Source organism: Arthrobacter sp. ES3-54 (genome assembly GCF_029504395.1).
In the GTDB taxonomy this organism is placed as follows: domain Bacteria; phylum Actinomycetota; class Actinomycetes; order Actinomycetales; family Micrococcaceae; genus Arthrobacter.
The window spans coordinates 521,468-537,856 of sequence record NZ_JAQFIF010000003.1; the positions used below are offsets into that span (position 1 = coordinate 521,468).

The window sequence follows — 16,389 nt, forward strand, 5'->3', positions numbered from 1 at the left end:
ATTGCCCCTTCATCTGCTCAGCCGGCCAGGCTGCCGGCGGCCTTCGCGGGGGAGAACGGGGCATCCACCTGCCGCACTGTTCCGGCGGATCCGTCCACGGTCACCCTCTGGCCGGTCCGCAGGCGGGTGGTCGCGTCCGGCACGCCCACCACGGCCGGGATGCCGTATTCGCGGGCCACTACTGCACCGTGCGAGATCACCCCGCCCATCTCCATCACCAGGGCACCGGCGGTCATGAACAGGGGTGTCCAGCCGGGGTCGGTGGAAGGTGCCACGAGGATTTCCCCGGGCTCAAGGTGGGCGCCGACCGGATCCAGGATGACCCGAACCTTTCCGGTGGCGGTCCCGGCCGACGCCGGTGTTCCGGCGAGGCCGCCGGACGCGGGGGACTTGGCCATCACGGCGGCCTCCACGTCCGTGCCGTCGGAGAGCAGCAGCCGGGGAATCCGGCGTCGGCGTAGTTCAACGTCGTAGAGCCGGCGGCGGCCCGCGACGATGCCCTTGAGGTCGGCACCGCGCAAACCCACGCGGACCTCATCGAACTCCAAGAAATAGACATCGGCCGCCGCGGCGATCGCGCCGGCCCGGACCAGTTCGGTGCTGATCGCGTTCAACTGCCGGTGCATCTCTGCGAGCGCGAGGACGATGTAAAACTTGGGCAGTTCGCGCAGTCCCGACAACTGGCGGGTCCGGCGCAGGCAGAACTCGACCAGCCGGGCGCGGAGCCGGCTCCGGACCCTGGTCCGTTCCACCAGGCTGCGGATCCTGGCCTCGGCGTGTTCCTCGGCGCGGGCGAACTGCCGGTCGGGGGCCTGCTCGGGGTCCTCCACGTGAAGGTAGTTCGAGATCATGCCAAGGATATGGGCCGGCTTCTCCGACCACCGCGGCATGCCAAGGTCTATCTCTGCCACGGCGCGGTGGCCGTAGCGGTCCAGGAACACGCGCAGGCCGGTCTGCGCCACAGTGGGCAGCGATCCGGCCGCATACAGGGCGGCCAGTTCCTTCGGGCCGTGGGCCAGGAACACTTCACGGGAGGCGGCGTTCGCGCGAATCGTGACGGCGAGATGCCAGAGCTCAAGGTCCATTTCGGTGGTGACGTTGTTGGGCAGCCCCCGCAACACTGCCTCGAGTTCCCTCGGTTCCGCGATGCCGCGCAACAGCCTGCGGGCCCAAGCCAGCATGAGGTAACCAACGGACGGTCCGGGCAGCGTCGCCAGGATGAGCCCGTCCACGGTGCGGTCCAGGATGCGCTGGGCGTGATCGAGCCGGCCGAAGACGGTGGCCGGCTCGGACAGGACAAGCTCGGCTTCGAGGCGCCTTCCGTAATCGAAGGCGCGGCGCAGTTCGGCGGTCGGCCGCACCGCGGCCCGCAACAGGGACGGAACCAGCCGGAGCGTCAGGCCGAGGCCGGCCAGAGTGTTGGGACTGCGCGCTGCGGGGTCGTCTGCTGAGGGGCTGCCGGGCCCCGGTTTCCGCCGGACCCGGCGGATGGCTGCGCCGGGACGTGTCCGCCGGGGCGGCCGCTGGCGCACGCCGAACCGCGGATCAGCCAGTAGCGCCGGGAAAACCGCGCCGGACCTCCCGTCCGCCAGCGGGAGCATCCGCAGCAAGTAGCGGCGGCCGTACCTGTTGCGCACCATGGCCGTCACATCCACGTACATGCGCAGCCCCGGGTTGACGTACGCCCAAGGCCCGTTGCGGTTGCGCATTGAGCCCAGCACGGAGAGCCCCATGGGGGTCAGCGGCCTGGTCAGGCCCTGGAGCAAGGTGCCGCACAGGTACACGCGGGGGTCGGTGGTGGCCCCCGACTCTGCGCCCAGGGGTTCGGCGGCGGCCGGGTCCGGCAGCGGGTACAGCGTGGTGATGGGCCGTGACTGGGTCACCCAGATCTTGCCCCCGGCATCGATCACCCATTCCACATCCTGGGGTGCACCGAACAGCCGCTGGACCGTATCGCCCAGCGCCGTGAGTTCGCGGATCCGGGCGTCCGTCAGGCTCCGGTTCCGCCCTGCTGTGGTCGCCCCCGGAGAGCGCATCAGGATGCGTCCGGTGGCCGTATCCACGACGAAATGGTCCGGGTTTACACTGCCGGAGACCACCAAGTGGCCCGGACCGGCGCTCGCATTGATGACCGTTTCAGTGCGGGTGCCAGTCACGGGGTTAGCGGTGAACAGCACGCCGGCGCTGGTGGCGGTGATGACGTCCTGGACGACGACGGCGAGCCCCGCCTCGCGGTGGTTGATCCCGTTGGCGGCGCGGTAGGCCACGGCCCGTTCGGTCCATAGTGAGGCCCAGCAGCGCCGGACCGACTCGACCACGGCATCGGCTCCGGAGATGTTGAGGAAAGAATCCTGCTGCCCGGCGAAGCTCGCGAACGGCAGGTCCTCGGCGGTGGCGGAGGACCGGACGGCCACCACGGCCCCACGGCCTAGCGACGCATACGCGGTGCGGACGGCGGCATCGACGTCGGCGGGAATCGGCGCGGTCACGATCATTTCCCGCGCCTGCCTCGCCAGTTCGCGCAGGTCAGGTTCTGGGTGGTCCAACTCGGGGTGGCCTGGTTCGCCGTCGTCTGGTTCGCCGCCGTCAGGGGATGCGGGCTGCGCGGCGTCCAGGCGGGCCGCCAGTGCGTCCAGTTCGGCCGGGGCGGCCTTCCAGTAGGCGGCCGTGGTGAGGCAGAAGCCGCGCGGCACCGGGAACCCGGCCGCGGTGAGCTTGCCGAGGTTCACGGTCTTGCCGCCAACGAGTTGCAGGGGAGCGGAGCCCAGTGCACTGAGTCCCACGACGAAGCTTTCCGGCGCCCTGCCCTCTGCAGAACCCATTTCCCTGCTCCCACGTCCTGTCCGCGTATCCAAGTCGCGTATTCAGGCCATGGCTTGAAGCCATGGCCGGTTGCCGGTCCTGCGCCCGGTGCGATCCCTACGGCGATCTCCCTGATGCGGCTGCCGGCCTACTGGCCGGCGTCGGCCTCTCCGGTGTCCTCCCACATGAGATCCAGGTTGCGGAAGACCGGCGGACCGTCGCAGAGGGCGGCCATCTTCGCGGCGAACTCGGAGGTCTCGGGCCGGTTGGAGTTCTCCATGGCAGACTCGTAGGAGTCGAATTCAACGATCGTGAAGTAGGTGCCAGGGCGGTCGCGGTCTGCGGTGGCCATGATGCGGCGGAAGGTCGGGGCCGTGGACCCCTCGGTCCTTGACGGGCGGCCGAGTTGTTCGATCTCCTCGATGCGGGACGTCTGGAATTCGATGATCTGCACAAACCTGGCCATGACGGCTCCTCGACGGCGGCGGATGCTGATGCGCTTCACGCTAGACCCTCGCCCCTGCCCGTGCAAGGGCGGCGGCAAGCAGTTCCGCGGCATCCGGCGCCGCCGCCGTCGGGAGTTCGGCTACGGGGTCAGCAGGACCTTGATGGCGCGCCTTTCGTCCATGGCACGGTAGGCCTCGGGCGCCTCCTCAAGGGGCATGACCGAGTCGAATACCCGGCCCGGATTGATGGTGCCGTCCAGCACGTCGGCCAGTAGCTCCGGGATGTACGTCCGGGCCGGGGCCATGCCGCCGCCGATCGAGATGTTGGTGTCGAACAGGAAACGCAGCGGGGCTTCGGCCCCGCCGGTGGGGACGCCCACAAAGCCGAGGGCGCCGCCCGGGCGGACGCTGTGCAGCGCCTGCTCCATGGATTCCTTGGTCCCCACGCACTCCAGCACAGAGTCGGCCAGAACGCCGCCGAGCAGTTCGCGGACCTTGGCGACGCCGTCGTCCCCGCGTTCGGCGACGATGTCCGTGGCCCCGAATTCGCGGGCGATCGCCTGCCGGTCGGCGTGCCGTGACATGGCGATGATCCGCTCCGCGCCGAGGCGCTTGGCGGCCAGCACGCCGCAGAGGCCGACGGCGCCGTCGCCGACCACGACCACCGTCCGGCCGGGGCCGGCCTTGGCGGCGAGGGCCGCGTGGTGGCCGGTGGCCATGACGTCGGAGAGCGTGAGCAGGCTGGCGCGCAGCGCGTCGTCGGGATCGGTAACGCCCGGAACCTTGACCAGCGTGGACTCGGCGAGCGGCACTCGGACAGCCTGGCCCTGGCCGCCGTCGATCCCGTGACCGGTGTCATCCTTGCCACCCCAGCCGGCGAGGTGGTCGCACGCGACTGTGACGCCGTTGAGGCACTGGGGGCACTTGCCGCAGCTGACCACGAAAGGCGCGATCACGAGGTCGCCCACGGCCAGGTCCTTGATGTCCCCGCCGATGCTTTCCACCGTTCCGATGAACTCGTGGCCGATCGCGGACGGCTTGTGGGTGGGCTTGACCCCGCGGTAGGGCCACAGATCCGAGCCGCAGACGCAGGAGGCGGTGACCTTCACGATGACGTCGGTGGGCAGCTGGAGGGTGGGGTAGTCGCGGTCTTCGACTCGGATGTCGCCGGGACCGTGGATGATGGTGGCGCGCATGGGGGGCTCCTCGCATGGTGGTGGGTGGGCTTGGACCGAGTTTAGTCTCCCCTGCGCGGTTGGCCGTTTCGAGCCAAGACCAGCGTCCCGGGCGGAGGGCAGCGGTCAGCGCATGCCCTCGCGGCGGATCGCGGTGGCGATCGCAGCGGCCCGGGTTTCCACGCCCAGCTTGGCGTAGATGTGCGCCAGGTGAGTCTTCACGGTGGCCTCGGAGATGAACAGCCGTTGGCCGAGCTCACGGTTGCTGAGGCCTTCGATCAGCAGGCTCAGAAGCTCCGCTTCGCGCGGCGTCAGGGTCTCATCCGGGGCCCGGAGCTGCTGGAAGAGCCGCGACGCCACCGGAGCGCTCATCACGCTCTTGCCTTGGACCGCCCCTCGGATCGCGGCGAAGATCTCCTCCGGCGCGGCATCCTTGAGCAGGTAGCCCATGGCGCCGGCGTCAACGGCGCGGACAATGTCAGCGTCCGAATCGTAGGTGGTGAACACCAGCACCGCCTGCCGGCTGTTGCGGCGGCGCAACTGTTTGATGGCCTCAATGCCGTCCATGCCCGGCCCCATGGCGAGGTCCATCACCACCACGGCCGGACCAAGCTGCTCCGTCTGGACCAGCGCCTCCTCGCCGGAGGCCGCCTCGGCCACGACCTGGATATCGGGCTGCGTTCCCAGCAGCGCCCTGAGTCCGCTGCGGACCACCAGATGGTCATCCACCAGCAGCACAGTAATCGGATTCACTGTTCCTCCGCAGTTGGCACTTGGGCGGCCACGATGGTTCCTTCGCCGGGGGTGCTTTCCACCGAGAATACGCCGCCCAGCCGTTCCACCCGCTGGCGCATGGCCCGGAGCCCGTAGCCTCCGGCGTCCGACGGCGGCGCCAGCGACTGCGGGTCGAAGCCGGCGCCGTCGTCGTACACATCCAGGGTGACGGCGCCGGGCAGGAAGCCCAGCGTCACCGTGGCGCTGGCGGCCGCTGCGTGGAGCTTGGTGTTGGCCGCAGCGCTCTGGACCACGCGGAGCAGTGCGTGCCGGACATCCGCGGGGACAGAGCGCGGCTCGCCCGTGACCAGCAGGCGCACGCCCGGGACATACTGGGACGCCGCCTGAAGCAGGGCATCCGGCAGCGGTGCCGTGTCCAGTCCGGGGGAGGCGAGCTCGTGGACCAGGCTGTGGGTGTCCGCCAGGTTCCGGCGCAGCATTCCGCTGGCGTTCAGGACGTCCTCGCGCGCTGCCGGGCTGGGCCATGACCTGTTCGCGGCTTCCAACAGGAGGAGGCTGCTTGCCAGGCCCTGCGTCACGGTGTCGTGGATTTCTCGCGACACCCGCTCGCGCTCCTCGACCGTGCCTGCCCTGCGCTCGCTGGCCGCCAGCCGGCCCTGGGCCAGCGACACCTCGGCATGCAGCCGGCGCTGCTCGGCGGCGTCCTGCTCGATGCGGTCGTAGATCAGCGTCAGCATGACGCCGACGGCCAGTGGCCCCAGGAGCATGGCAATATCGCTGCCGCCGCTGAGCCGGAACAGCCCGACGGCGGTGGCCGCTGCCGTCGCGCCACCCGCCAGGTACGCCACGCGGCCGCTGAAGGCGGTCCGGCACAGGAAAAACAGCGCGAACGAGCACCACGCGAAGCTTGGCGCAGCGATCACCAGCACCGCCCAAAGCGCCACCAGGGCAAACATCCACACCGCCCACGGCCGGCGCCGCTGCGAGAGCACGGCGATCACGGCATACAGCGAACACACCCCCGCGGCCAGGGCCAGCACCCACAGGTTGTCCGCGGGGCTGTGCCGCATCACGTAGCGGACTGCCGACGCCACCAGCAGGACGGCAAAACCAAGATGGACGACGGCGTCGATCCGGCCAAGGGTGCCGCTTCCGGCAGCGGCGTTGTGCGGGACAGGCGCGGGGACTGGCGGCGTGGGAAGGGCTGGTGGAGAGGAGGGCATGGGGTCCGGTTCCGCTGGAGGAGTGCTACCCACCATGCTATGACCCGCGCCGTTACTGGTCTCTCAGCCATTTGGCTGATACGCCCAGCCCGATGGGGGAGGCTTCGGCAGACTAACGCCCGATGCCCTGCCAGGTCCTGAGCGGAAGCATGGAGTCAAGGCCCGGGGGCACTAGCCGGGCGGTCCCAGAACCTGATTCCAAGGAGTACTCGTGAACATGTCCAAGAAAATCGCCGCTTCCGCTTTCGGTGGAGCGCTGCTCCTGACGGGCGGGCTGACGGCTGCGGCGAATGCCGGCACGTCGGCCGGCACGTCAGCGGTTTCTCCAGCGGCGGCGGACGTTCCCGCCGTCGCTGTTCCCGTTGTGGACGTCCAGCCGGTGCCCGAAACCGTGGTTGCCCAGAACTGGATCAGCGCCGGCGCTTCCGCGGACGCGGTCAAGGCCGCCCTAGCCAAGTGCCAGGCGGATAAGCTGCCGTTCGTCACGGTGGCCTTGGTGGACAGGTTCGGGACCGTGCAGGCCTTGCTCCGCGGCGACAATGCTGCAGAGCACACGATTGAAGCGGCGCGGCAGAAGGCCTATACGGCTGCCGCCTTCGGCACGCCCACCAGCGAACTTGCCAAGCGCATCAACGGCAACGGACCCAGCATCGCTGACCTCCCCGGCACGCTGTTCCTGGCCGGCGGAGTCCCGCTCAAGGTCAACGGGGTCTCCGTGGCCGGGATCGGCGTGGGCGGCGCCCCGGACGGCATGCTGGACGAAGCGTGCGCAAGTGCCGGCGCCGGGGCCATCGGTGCCGGGACCTCGAAGTAGGCTCTGGTCCATGAAGTGGCGCAACCATGGCGGCGGTCGGCAGGGATCCATGGCATTCCTCGCCACAGCATTCCTGGCTGCCTGCTTGGCCGCCTGCCTGGCTGTCTGCCAGCCGGCCGGGGATCCCGGCCCGCTGGAGACACCGCCGTCGTCCGGTCCGCCAACGGCGGCGGCAACGCAGGCTGCCAGTACCCGTCCCGCCTTGTCCCCTGAGGAGCAGTTGGACCTGGACCAGAGACTGATCCGGGCCGCGAAAGCCAACAATGCCGGCGCTGTGGCGGAGCTCATCCGGGCCGGGGGCAGCATCAACGCGAAGGACGCCCTCCAGGACTCGGCGTTCCTCTATGCAGGGGCAGAGGGGTTCAACGAGGTGCTCCAGCTGACCTTGGCCGCCGGTGCGGACGTGCGGAGCACCAACCGCTTCGGCGGAACGGCGCTGATTCCCGCCAGCGAACACGGGCACGTGGATACCGTGAAGATCCTGATCGCTGCGGGCGTGCCTGTGAACCACGTCAACAAGCTCGGCTGGACCGCGCTGCAGGAGGCCATCCTGCTCAACAACGGGGGTCCCGGGCAGCAGGAGGTGGTGCGCCAGCTCCTCGATGCCGGCGCGGACCCCAGCATCCGCGACCCCCGGGGACGCGCAGCCTTGGAGAACGCGGAACGGCTGGGCTTCGGCGCCATCGCGAAGCTGATCCGGGAGCGGGACCAGCCGCGGTGACGGTGCGGAAATTCCCCACCTATGCCGCCGGTGGCCGGGCGGTGGCCTGGAACACGCCGGTCAAGGCGGTCAAAGGTGGGGAGGTTCGGCGGCCCTTGGTGTCCGCCGCGGCTAGACGGCTTCGAGCACGCTGACGTAGTTCGCGATGCCCACACCGCCCATGTTCTGCACCGCGGCCCGGCGCGGGTTGGCCAGCTGCATGGCTCCGGCGGTGCCGGTGAGCTGCATGGCGGCGATGACGTGCTGGGACACGCCGGTGGCGCCCACGGGGTGGCCCTTGGCCTTGAGACCGCCGGAGACGTTGACCGGCAGCTTGCCGTCCTTGAAGACCCAGCCTTCCTCCAGCGCCCGGGCACCCTGGCCGCGTTCGGTCAGTCCCATGGCCTCGTACATCAGCAGTTCGGCGATGGTGAAGCAGTCGTGGACTTCGGCGAAATCGAGGTCCTCCAGCCCGACGCCGGCCATCGCCAGGGCGCGGTGCCAGGAAGCCCGCGTGGCGGCGAATTCGGTCGGGTCCCGGCGCTCGGCCGGGAAGAAGTCATTCGCCTGGCCGAATCCGGCGAGCCGTACCGGGGCTGTGGCACCCCCGGTGGGCGCAACGCTGAGGACGACGGCGGCGGCGCCGTCGGACACGGGGGAGCAGTCGGTGCGGCGCAGCGGATCCGCCACCATCGGGTTCTTGTCCGAGACGGTGCGGCAGAAGTCCTCGCCGAGGTCCTTGCGGAGCTGGGCGTAGGGGTTGTCGACGCCGTTGCGGTGGTTCTTCGCCGCGATGGTGCCCAGGACGTCGCCGAGCTTTCCGTTGCTGTCCCCGTAGCGCTTCCCGTAGTGCTTCGCGACCTCGGCAAAGAGCCCGGTGAACCCTGTGGTGGAGGCCTTGCCGGCCATGTCGTAGTCTGCGCCGAGCAGGGCCGCGCCCACGACGTCGGCCCCGGCGTGCGTCATCTTCTCGGCGCCGATTACCAGGACGGTCCTCGCGGTGCCGGCCAGCAGGGATTTGGTGCCCTGCTGGAACGCGGCCGAGCCGGAGGCGCACGCGTTCTCGACCCGGGTGGACGGCACGTTGGCCAGCTGGTCCGAGACCTGCAGCGCCAGGGAGGACGGGAAGGCCAGCGGCATCATCCCGGAGTTGAACTGGCCGAGGTAGATTTCATCGATCTGGCCGGCCTCGATCCCGGCGTTACCGATCGCCTCGGTGGCGACTTGCACGATTAGGGATTCCAGGGTCTCGTCCGCCAGCTTGCCGAAGCGGCTGTGGCCCCAGCCGGTGAGCAGGACGTCCTTGCCGAACTGTTCCTTCAGGCTCATGCTCCCGCCACCTCCACGACGGTTGCTTCGATCTGTTCGGTTGCTGCAAGTTCGAGGGCGACGTCGAACTCTGCCTCGGTCTTCTCACGGATCTCCTCCACGGTGATACCGGGGGCCAGACGGGTCAGCGTCAGCTGCCGGCCGGCGCCGTGGTCATGCTTGATCAGGTCGAAGACCGCGAGGTCGCTGATGATGCGGTCCACGCAGCTGAGCCCGGTGAGCGGCAGCGTGCATTCCTTGACGATCTTGGCGGTGCCGTCCTTGGCGTTGTGCTCCGTCAGGACCACGACGCGCGGGGTGCCGGCCACGAGATCCATGGCGCCGCCCATGCCCTTGACCATCTTGCCGGGGATGGTCCAGTTGGCGAGGTCGCCGGCGCCGGAGACCTGCATGGCGCCGAGGATCGCGACCTTGACGTGGCCGCCGCGGATCATGCCGAAGGAGGTCGCGGAGTCGAAGATGCTGCCGCCGGGCAGGACCGTGACGGTCTGCTTGCCGGCGTTGATGAGGTCGGCGTCTTCCTCGCCCTCGTAGGGGAACGGGCCCATGCCGAGCAGGCCGTTCTCGCTTTGCAGGACAACGCGGACGCCGTCGCGCAGGTTGTTGGCCACCAGCGTGGGGATGCCGATGCCAAGGTTGACGTAGTCGCCGTCGTTCAGTTCTTCGGCCGCGATTGCGGCCATTTCATCTCGGGTCCAAGCCATGGTGATTCTCCTGAAAACGTGTGGGTGGGGCGGCGCTCAGGCCGGATTAGACAGTGACGGCGGATGCGGCGTGGGCCGCTGCTGCTTCCACTTCTGGGCGCGGGCGGACGGTGCGCTGTTCGATGTCCTTGACACGGCCGCTGGCCTGGACCAGGCGCTGGACGAACACGCCGGGGGTGATGATGTGGTTCGGGTCCAGCTGGCCCGGCTCGACGATCACCTCGGCTTCGGCGACCGTCACGGCGCCAGCCGTAGCCACCACCGGATTGAAGTTCTGGGCGGTGTGCCGGTAGATCAGATTGCCGTCGGTGTCGGCGGTGTGAGCGTGGACCAGTGCGACGTCGGCCTTGATGGCGCGTTCCTGTACGTACGTTTCGCCGTCGAACTCCGCCAGCGGCTTGCCTTCGGCGACGAGGGTGCCCACTCCGGTCTTCGTGTAGAAGGCCGGGATGCCGGCGCCGCCGGCGCGCAGCCGCTCGGCAAGGGTGCCCTGCGGGGTGAACTCCACCTCGAGCTGGCCGGCGAGGTACTGCTCGGCGAAGAGCTTGTTTTCCCCGACGTAGGAGGCGATGACCTTGCGGACCTGGCCGCCTTCGATCAGTATGCCGAGGCCTTTGCCGTCCACGCCCATGTTGTTGGAGACCACCGTCAGGTCCTTCACCCCGGAGTCCCGCACCGCCTCGATCAGGTCGGCGGGGATCCCGCTGAGGCCGAAACCGCCGACGGCGAGCGTCATGCCGTCCCGCAATACATCCTGCAGGGCGGCCGCTGCCCCGGATTTCACCTTTGACATTGCATCTCCTCATTGAGCTATTGAGTCACCGGCGGCCGGGGGCCGATGCCCGCCGCTGTGATCCACTTTGTGGACTGTTCACCTGAAGAAGGAGCCTATGGTGTGGCGTGGAGCACTGTCAACGCCGGATTTCCACCAACACTGGTGCATTTTTACAGTGTGGACGGTAGGGTTATGAGTGTCCACAATGTGGATATTCATGGTGGATAGACACGAGGAGGCGCGAGGAAAATGATGAACTCCGTCCCAGTGCAGGGCGCCCAGGTGGTGAGCCGGGTGGCGGGCCTGCTCCGGATCGTGGGCCAGAAGCCGGAAGGCTCCCCGCTGGTGGAGCTGGTGCGCGAATCGGGCCTGACGCGCCCCACGGTGCACCGGTTGCTCAGCTCCCTGGCGGCCGAGGGGTTGCTGGACCAGGACCCGGGCAGCGGCAACTGGGTCCTGGGCCCGGAGATCCTGCTGTTGGGGTCCGTGGCCTCGGCGCGTTTCCCGCTGGAGGACATCGCGAGGCCGAGCCTCCGGCGCCTCGCCGAAGAGACTGGCGAGAGCGCGTTCTTCTCCATCCGCCGCGGCAACGAAACGGTGTGCCTGCTCCGGGAGGAGGGCAGCTTCCCGGTCCGTTCCTTCGTGCTGCATGAGGGCGTGCGGTTTCCGCTCGGCGTGGCCTCCGCCGGCACCGCTATCATGGCGTTCCTGCCGGCAGAGGAGCAGGAGGAGATGCTCGCAAACTGGGCAGCGCACGCCGGCGCCTTTGCGGTTGGACACACAGAAGCGCGTGTCCGGGAGAACCTCGAAGCGACGCGGCAGGCCGGCTATTCGGTCAACCCGGGGCTGGTCCTGGAAGGCAGCTGGGGGATGGGCGCGGCGGTCTTCGACCAGCGGGGCCGCCCCGCCTGGGCACTTTCCCTGACCGGCATCGAACCACGCTTCCGGGAAGACCGGCGCCCGCAGCTGGGGAGGCTGCTCATGGATGAGGCCCACCGCATCTCGCTGCTGCTGCAGGGCTAGGGTTAAGGCTGGGGTTCAGCGGGGTCCCGGCCCCACCGTGTCGTGGGCCTCAATGAGCTCGCACTGCCCAGCGGCCAGCATCAGCCCCCGGAAAACGTGGAAAAGCTCGACGGCGGGCGCGGGCTTCCCCGCGACGTACGTCCCGACGTCGTGATTCACGTCGGCTCAGAGACCGGCCCGGGGCTCCTCGGGGCCCTGGCCCCTCCACCAGCTATCGAAAATCGTCACCGGGACCGTGCGCTTGTGGCGGGTCCGCAGGTACATCGCCTCGATCCGTTCGGCAGCGGCATCCGGTACGTCGCGGCCCTCGAGGTAGTCATCGATCACGTCGTAGCCCAGGCCTAGTTCGTCCTCGTCGGTGCGGCCGGGCTGGCCGTCGAGGAGGTCTGCTGTGGGCACTTTTTCCCAGATCCGGGCCGGTGCGCCGAGTTCGGCGAGCAGTGCCCGGTTCTGGCGCTTGTTGAGTCCGAACAGCGGCAGAATGTCCGCGCCGCCGTCGCCGTATTTGGTGAAGAAGCCCGTGACTGATTCGGCGCCGTGGTCCGTCCCGATCACCAGGTAGTTGTGCTCGCCGGCCAGGGCGTACTGCGCGATCATGCGCGTGCGGGCCTTGGTGTTGCCCTTGTGGAAGTCGGAGATCCCGTTGCCTACGGTCTTTTCGAATTCGTCCTCGAAGCCGTCCACTGCCGCCGAGATGTTGAACGTCCACTCGGTCTTCGCCTGGATGAAGTCCAGGGCTGCCTGGGCGTCGTCCTCGTCGTGCTGCACGCCGTAGGGAAGGCGGACCGCCACGAAATTGGCGTCCGTGCCTTCGGCCGTGAGCTCCTCGACGGCAAGCTGGGCCAGCCGCCCGGCCAGGGAGGAGTCAAGGCCTCCGGAGATGCCCAGGACGAAGCCCTTGGTGTGCGTTGCCTTGAGGTATTCCTTCAGGAACGTGACGCGTTTGCGCACCTCCCCGGCGGGGTCGATCCGGGGCTGGACGCCCATTTCTTCAATGATCGAGGCCTGGAGTTCGCGCATGTGATCCAGCCTAGTCAGCAGTGTCAACCATCCTCAACTGTGTCCGTCAGCTTGGCGCTGCGCAAAACCGTTGGCGCCGCGCACTACCACTGGCGTTGCGGACAACCACTGGCGCTGCGCAAAATACCCCGCGCTGCGCGGATACCCCTAGCGCAAGGTATTTTGCGCAGCGCTCGGCGGGTTGCGCAGCGCAAACCACGCCCGCCATCACGATCCCTGCCGGGCCGGTCCGGTGGAGCCGCGGACCGTGAGGTGGGTGGGCATCACGGACCGGCTTCGGCCGCCGCCGCCGGCGAGCGGGTTCAGCTGGGCCAGCAGCATGGAGACCGCCACGCGGCCGGCCTGTTCGATCGGGGAGGCCATCGTGGTCAAGGGCGGGTTGCAGAAGTCGGCGCCGAAGATGTCGTCGCAGCCCACAATGCTCATGTCGTCCGGGACGCGGATGCCGCGTTCGCGAAGGCGCTGGAGCATGCCGATGGCGATAAGGTCGTTGAACGCGATGCAGGCGGTGACTCCACTATGTACGGCGGCGTCCGCGGCGGCCGCGCCGGACTGCGTCTTGGGGGCGAAGGGGCCCAGCCGGCGCACTTCCACGCCGCGCTCCTCGGCTGCCGCGGACAATGCAGTCCACCGCCGTTCGCTGGACTGCGACGTCGGCGGGCCGGCCACGTAGGCCACGCGCGTGTGTCCCAGCGAGATCAGGTGGTCCAGCGCCTGGCTGGTGGCGGACGGTGTGTCGATCAGGACCGCCGGAACGCCTGGCACGTCACGGTTAATGGTGACCAAGGGCATCTTCGCCGCCGCGTCCAGCAGGCTTTCGTCGCTGAGCCGGGATGCGGCAACGATGATGCCGTCGGCGCTCTTGCGCAACTGCTCCACGGTGCTGGCCTCCACCTCGTCGGATTCTTCCGTGTCCACGAGCAGCTGGGTGTACCCGGCCGCCTTGAGCTGCAGCTGGGTGCCCCTGATGAGGTCGAAGTAGAACGGGTTGGTGATATCCGGAACCAGGACTCCCACGGCGCCCGTGCGGCCGGAACTCAGGGCCTTCGCCTGGCTGTTGGGGGTGTAGTGCAGCTGGACCGCGGCCGCCTCGATCCGCTGCCGCGTCCTGATGTTGACTCGGTCCGGCGTGGAGAGCGCCCGGGAAACGGTGGAGGCTGCCACGCCGCAGAGCGCGGCGATGTCGTGGATGGTGGCAGGGCGGTCCACTGCTGCTGGTTGCGTCGTCGCCACGGCGCTCCTCTCTGAACGTGGTGGCCGGATCGTGACGGCCGGGTCGGATGGCGGCCCTGTGATTGCCGCCACAGAACCAGTCAGCAAAGAATGCCACAGATTGTCAAAGTTTGGCAATCGGTTGTCATTGGCCGCGACACTCGCTAAGCTGGGCCGTAGACCAATTGTGAACTGCGTCACCGCGCTGGAGCCGGAAGCTGCCCGCGGCGGCCGCGTAACCCAGGAGATCCGCGTGAGCAAAACACCAACAGCAGTCTGGTCGCTTTCAGGCTTCGGCGACGAAATAGATCCGGACCCGGCAGTCCAGGCCGCCGTGCTGCTGGCACTGGGCGCAAGCCATATCGAGGTGCGCAGCGCTTGGGGCACCAATGTCTCCGAGTTGGAGCCCGAACAGGTGGCCCGGCTCAAGGAAATCCTGGATGAGAAGGGCCTCAAGGTCTCGGCCGTGGCCAGCCCCATCGGCAAGGTGGACGTGAGCCTGCCGGTGGAGCATGAACTGGCAAGGCTCCGCCAGATCATCTCAGTGGCCAAGGGGCTGGAGGCAAAGTACGTCCGGATCTTCTCCTTTTACCGGCCCGAAGGCCGCAGCGCGGGCGACATCCGCGAGGACGTCCTGGTCCGCATGGGCGCCCTTGCGGCGCTCGCCGAGGAATCCGGCGTCGTGCTCCTGCATGAAAATGAAAAGGGCATCTACGGCGATACGCCGCAGCGCGTGCTGGACATCATGGAGTCCGTGAACTCGCCCGCGCTCCGCATCGCGTGGGACAACGCCAACTTCGTCCAGGTGGGCGTCAAGCCCTACACCGAGGGCTACGCCATGCTGCGCCCCTACTTGGCGTACTTCCAGGTCAAGGACGCGCTCGCCACCAGCGGGGAAGTGGTCCCCTCCGGCGAGGGCGATGGCGAGCTTGACGCCACCATCGCCGCCCTCAAGGCGGACGGGTACGCCGGCTTCGCCTCGCTGGAACCCCACCTGGCCAGCGCCCACGAACTCGGCGGCTTCTCGGGCCCGGTGGCCTTCGGCACCGCGGCCCGCGCCTTCGCCGCGCTGGCCGCGAAGAACCAGATCGAACTCGTCTAGTTGAGCTCATTTAGCAGGAATGCACCACCACTAAGAAGTAGGGAGCTCCGGATGCCAAAGGCGGCAATCATCGGCTGCGGCGACGTGTCGATCGTTCACTTTGAAGCACTTGCAGGGATGGACGACGCCGAATTGGTGGCCGTCTGTGACACGGATCCGGGGCGCAGGGCCGCGGCGCAGGAGGCTCACGGGGTCCCCGGCTTCGAGGACTTCCGCGACATGCTCGAGGCGGCCGCCCCGGACGTCGTGCACATCACCACCCCGCATCACGAGCATGCAGCAATCGCCATCGAATGCCTGCGCCGCGGCGTCCATGTGGTGCTGGAAAAGCCCCTGGCGCACACCCTGGCCGAGGGCGAAAGGCTGCTGGCCGCTGCTGCTGACAGCCCGGCGAAAATTGGCCTGTGCTTCCAAAACCGCTACAACGCCCCGGTGCAGGAAATGCGCCGGCTGCTGGACTCCGGGGAACTCGGCAGCGTGCTCGGGGCCTCTGCCACGGTCATGTGGCACCGGCAGCCCGACTACTATCTGAGCCGGCCCTGGCGCGGAAGCTGGGGCGAGGGCGGCGGCGGCCTGATGATGAACCAGGCCATCCACACCGTTGACCTGCTGCAATGGTTGGTAGGCGACGTCGTCGAGCTCGCCGGCAGCGCCTCGACCCATGCGCTGGCAGAGGCAATCGAGGTGGAGGACACGGCGGAGTTTGCCGCGCTCCACAGCAACGGCGCGCGCAGCGTCTTCTACGCCACGCTCGCCAACTCGCTCAACGCACCGGTCACCCTGGACATCAGCACCGAGACGGCAACACTGAGTCTGCGCGGGGACCTGACCGTCACTTACGAGGACGGACGCAGCGAGGTGGTACGGGAACGCGCCAGTGGCTCGGGCGGGCGTTCCTACTGGGGTGTTTCCCACGCCCTGCTGATCGCAGACTTCTATGCCGGACTCGCGCAGCCGGGCCCGTTCTGGATTGACGCCGCCGAAGGGGCGAAGTCGCTGCGGATCGTGAAGGACCTCTACCGGCAGTCCTACCCGGGCTCTGAGGAAAAAGTGTCCTAACCGGACGCGGCTACGCAGTGTGAGCAACGCCGCGTGCGGACTTCCTGTTGCACTGCACCACTGCCCGGTTGAACGGCTGCCCGACTGGATGGCTGCCCGACGGCGCTTCCCGGGGCGCCCTGCAGCACTGAGTGCGGGCTGCCGGCGCGCCCTCCAGCCGCCCAGCCACAGCCCCCTTGCCGCAATAATTCAAAAAGGTTATGACAACCGGTTGCCAGATATGGCAACCCAACGTACGCTGAACCCACAAGCGGCAATGTGGCCCAAGCC

The 16,389-nt window shown here is 68.4% G+C and carries 15 protein-coding genes; 5 read left to right on the plus strand and 10 right to left on the minus strand.

What is annotated here, in order from left to right; all coding sequences use genetic code 11:
* Positions 1-17: 17 nt before the first annotated feature.
* From M2428_RS08340 to M2428_RS08360, 5 genes are all read right to left on the minus strand, one after another.
* Positions 18-2,822 carry a PEP/pyruvate-binding domain-containing protein gene (locus M2428_RS08340; RefSeq protein WP_277525489.1) on the minus strand — a complete coding sequence of 935 codons (2,805 nt, stop codon included), beginning with the start codon at positions 2,820-2,822 and terminating at the stop codon, positions 18-20.
* Positions 2,823-2,950: 128 nt separating this feature from the next.
* Positions 2,951-3,307: a hypothetical protein gene (locus tag M2428_RS08345; RefSeq protein WP_277525490.1), complete on the minus strand. Its 357-nt coding sequence runs from the start codon at positions 3,305-3,307 to the stop codon at positions 2,951-2,953.
* Between the two features lie 81 nt (positions 3,308-3,388).
* Positions 3,389-4,444, minus strand: coding sequence for a zinc-dependent alcohol dehydrogenase family protein (locus M2428_RS08350; protein WP_277525491.1), 1,056 nt, complete (start codon positions 4,442-4,444; stop codon positions 3,389-3,391).
* Between the two features lie 105 nt (positions 4,445-4,549).
* Positions 4,550-5,176, minus strand: a complete 627-nt coding sequence (locus M2428_RS08355) for a response regulator transcription factor (RefSeq protein ID WP_277525492.1) — start codon at positions 5,174-5,176, stop codon at positions 4,550-4,552.
* Complete coding sequence (locus M2428_RS08360) at positions 5,173-6,381, minus strand: histidine kinase (protein WP_277525493.1); 1,209 nt, start codon at positions 6,379-6,381, stop codon at positions 5,173-5,175. Before M2428_RS08360 ends, M2428_RS08355 begins: the two co-directional genes overlap by 4 nt.
* A 217-nt stretch (positions 6,382-6,598) precedes the next feature.
* On the opposite strand from M2428_RS08360, the gene M2428_RS08365 reads away from it, so the two are divergent.
* Positions 6,599-7,195, plus strand: coding sequence for a heme-binding protein (locus tag M2428_RS08365; RefSeq protein ID WP_277525494.1), 597 nt, complete (start codon positions 6,599-6,601; stop codon positions 7,193-7,195).
* 10 nt (positions 7,196-7,205) lie between these two features.
* Positions 7,206-7,916, plus strand: coding sequence for an ankyrin repeat domain-containing protein (locus M2428_RS08370; protein ID WP_277525495.1), 711 nt, complete (start codon positions 7,206-7,208; stop codon positions 7,914-7,916).
* Between the two features lie 111 nt (positions 7,917-8,027).
* Here M2428_RS08370 and M2428_RS08375 read toward each other — a convergent pair whose 3' ends face one another.
* Genes M2428_RS08375 through M2428_RS08385 form a run of 3 tightly spaced genes read right to left on the minus strand, consistent with a single transcriptional unit; the run spans position 8,028 to position 10,721 of the window.
* The gene (locus tag M2428_RS08375; RefSeq protein WP_277525496.1) at positions 8,028-9,224 is read right to left on the minus strand and encodes an acetyl-CoA acetyltransferase; all 1,197 of its coding nucleotides are present in this window, start codon (positions 9,222-9,224) and stop codon (positions 8,028-8,030) included.
* A complete protein-coding gene (locus tag M2428_RS08380) occupies positions 9,221-9,928 on the minus strand; it encodes a CoA transferase subunit B (RefSeq protein ID WP_277525497.1) in 708 nt (235 codons plus the stop codon). The genes M2428_RS08375 and M2428_RS08380 overlap by 4 nt, the downstream gene beginning before the upstream one ends.
* A gap of 46 nt (positions 9,929-9,974) precedes the next feature.
* Positions 9,975-10,721 (minus strand): CoA transferase subunit A, encoded by a 747-nt coding sequence (locus M2428_RS08385; RefSeq protein WP_277525498.1) that lies wholly within the window; start codon positions 10,719-10,721, stop codon positions 9,975-9,977.
* 234 nt (positions 10,722-10,955) lie between these two features.
* Between M2428_RS08385 and M2428_RS08390 the strand changes: the two genes are divergently transcribed.
* A complete protein-coding gene (locus M2428_RS08390) occupies positions 10,956-11,726 on the plus strand; it encodes an IclR family transcriptional regulator (protein WP_277525537.1) in 771 nt (256 codons plus the stop codon).
* A 165-nt stretch (positions 11,727-11,891) separates the two neighbouring features.
* Here M2428_RS08390 and nadE read toward each other — a convergent pair whose 3' ends face one another.
* Positions 11,892-12,746: an ammonia-dependent NAD(+) synthetase gene (nadE, locus tag M2428_RS08395; RefSeq protein ID WP_277525499.1), complete on the minus strand. Its 855-nt coding sequence runs from the start codon at positions 12,744-12,746 to the stop codon at positions 11,892-11,894.
* 207 nt (positions 12,747-12,953) lie between these two features.
* Positions 12,954-13,979, minus strand: coding sequence for a LacI family DNA-binding transcriptional regulator (locus tag M2428_RS08400; protein ID WP_277525500.1), 1,026 nt, complete (start codon positions 13,977-13,979; stop codon positions 12,954-12,956).
* A gap of 226 nt (positions 13,980-14,205) precedes the next feature.
* Between M2428_RS08400 and M2428_RS08405 the strand changes: the two genes are divergently transcribed.
* Positions 14,206-15,060 (plus strand): sugar phosphate isomerase/epimerase family protein, encoded by an 855-nt coding sequence (locus M2428_RS08405; RefSeq protein WP_277525538.1) that lies wholly within the window; start codon positions 14,206-14,208, stop codon positions 15,058-15,060.
* A gap of 51 nt (positions 15,061-15,111) precedes the next feature.
* Positions 15,112-16,119: a Gfo/Idh/MocA family oxidoreductase gene (locus M2428_RS08410; RefSeq protein ID WP_277525501.1), complete on the plus strand. Its 1,008-nt coding sequence runs from the start codon at positions 15,112-15,114 to the stop codon at positions 16,117-16,119.
* Positions 16,120-16,389: the final 270 nt, after the last annotated feature.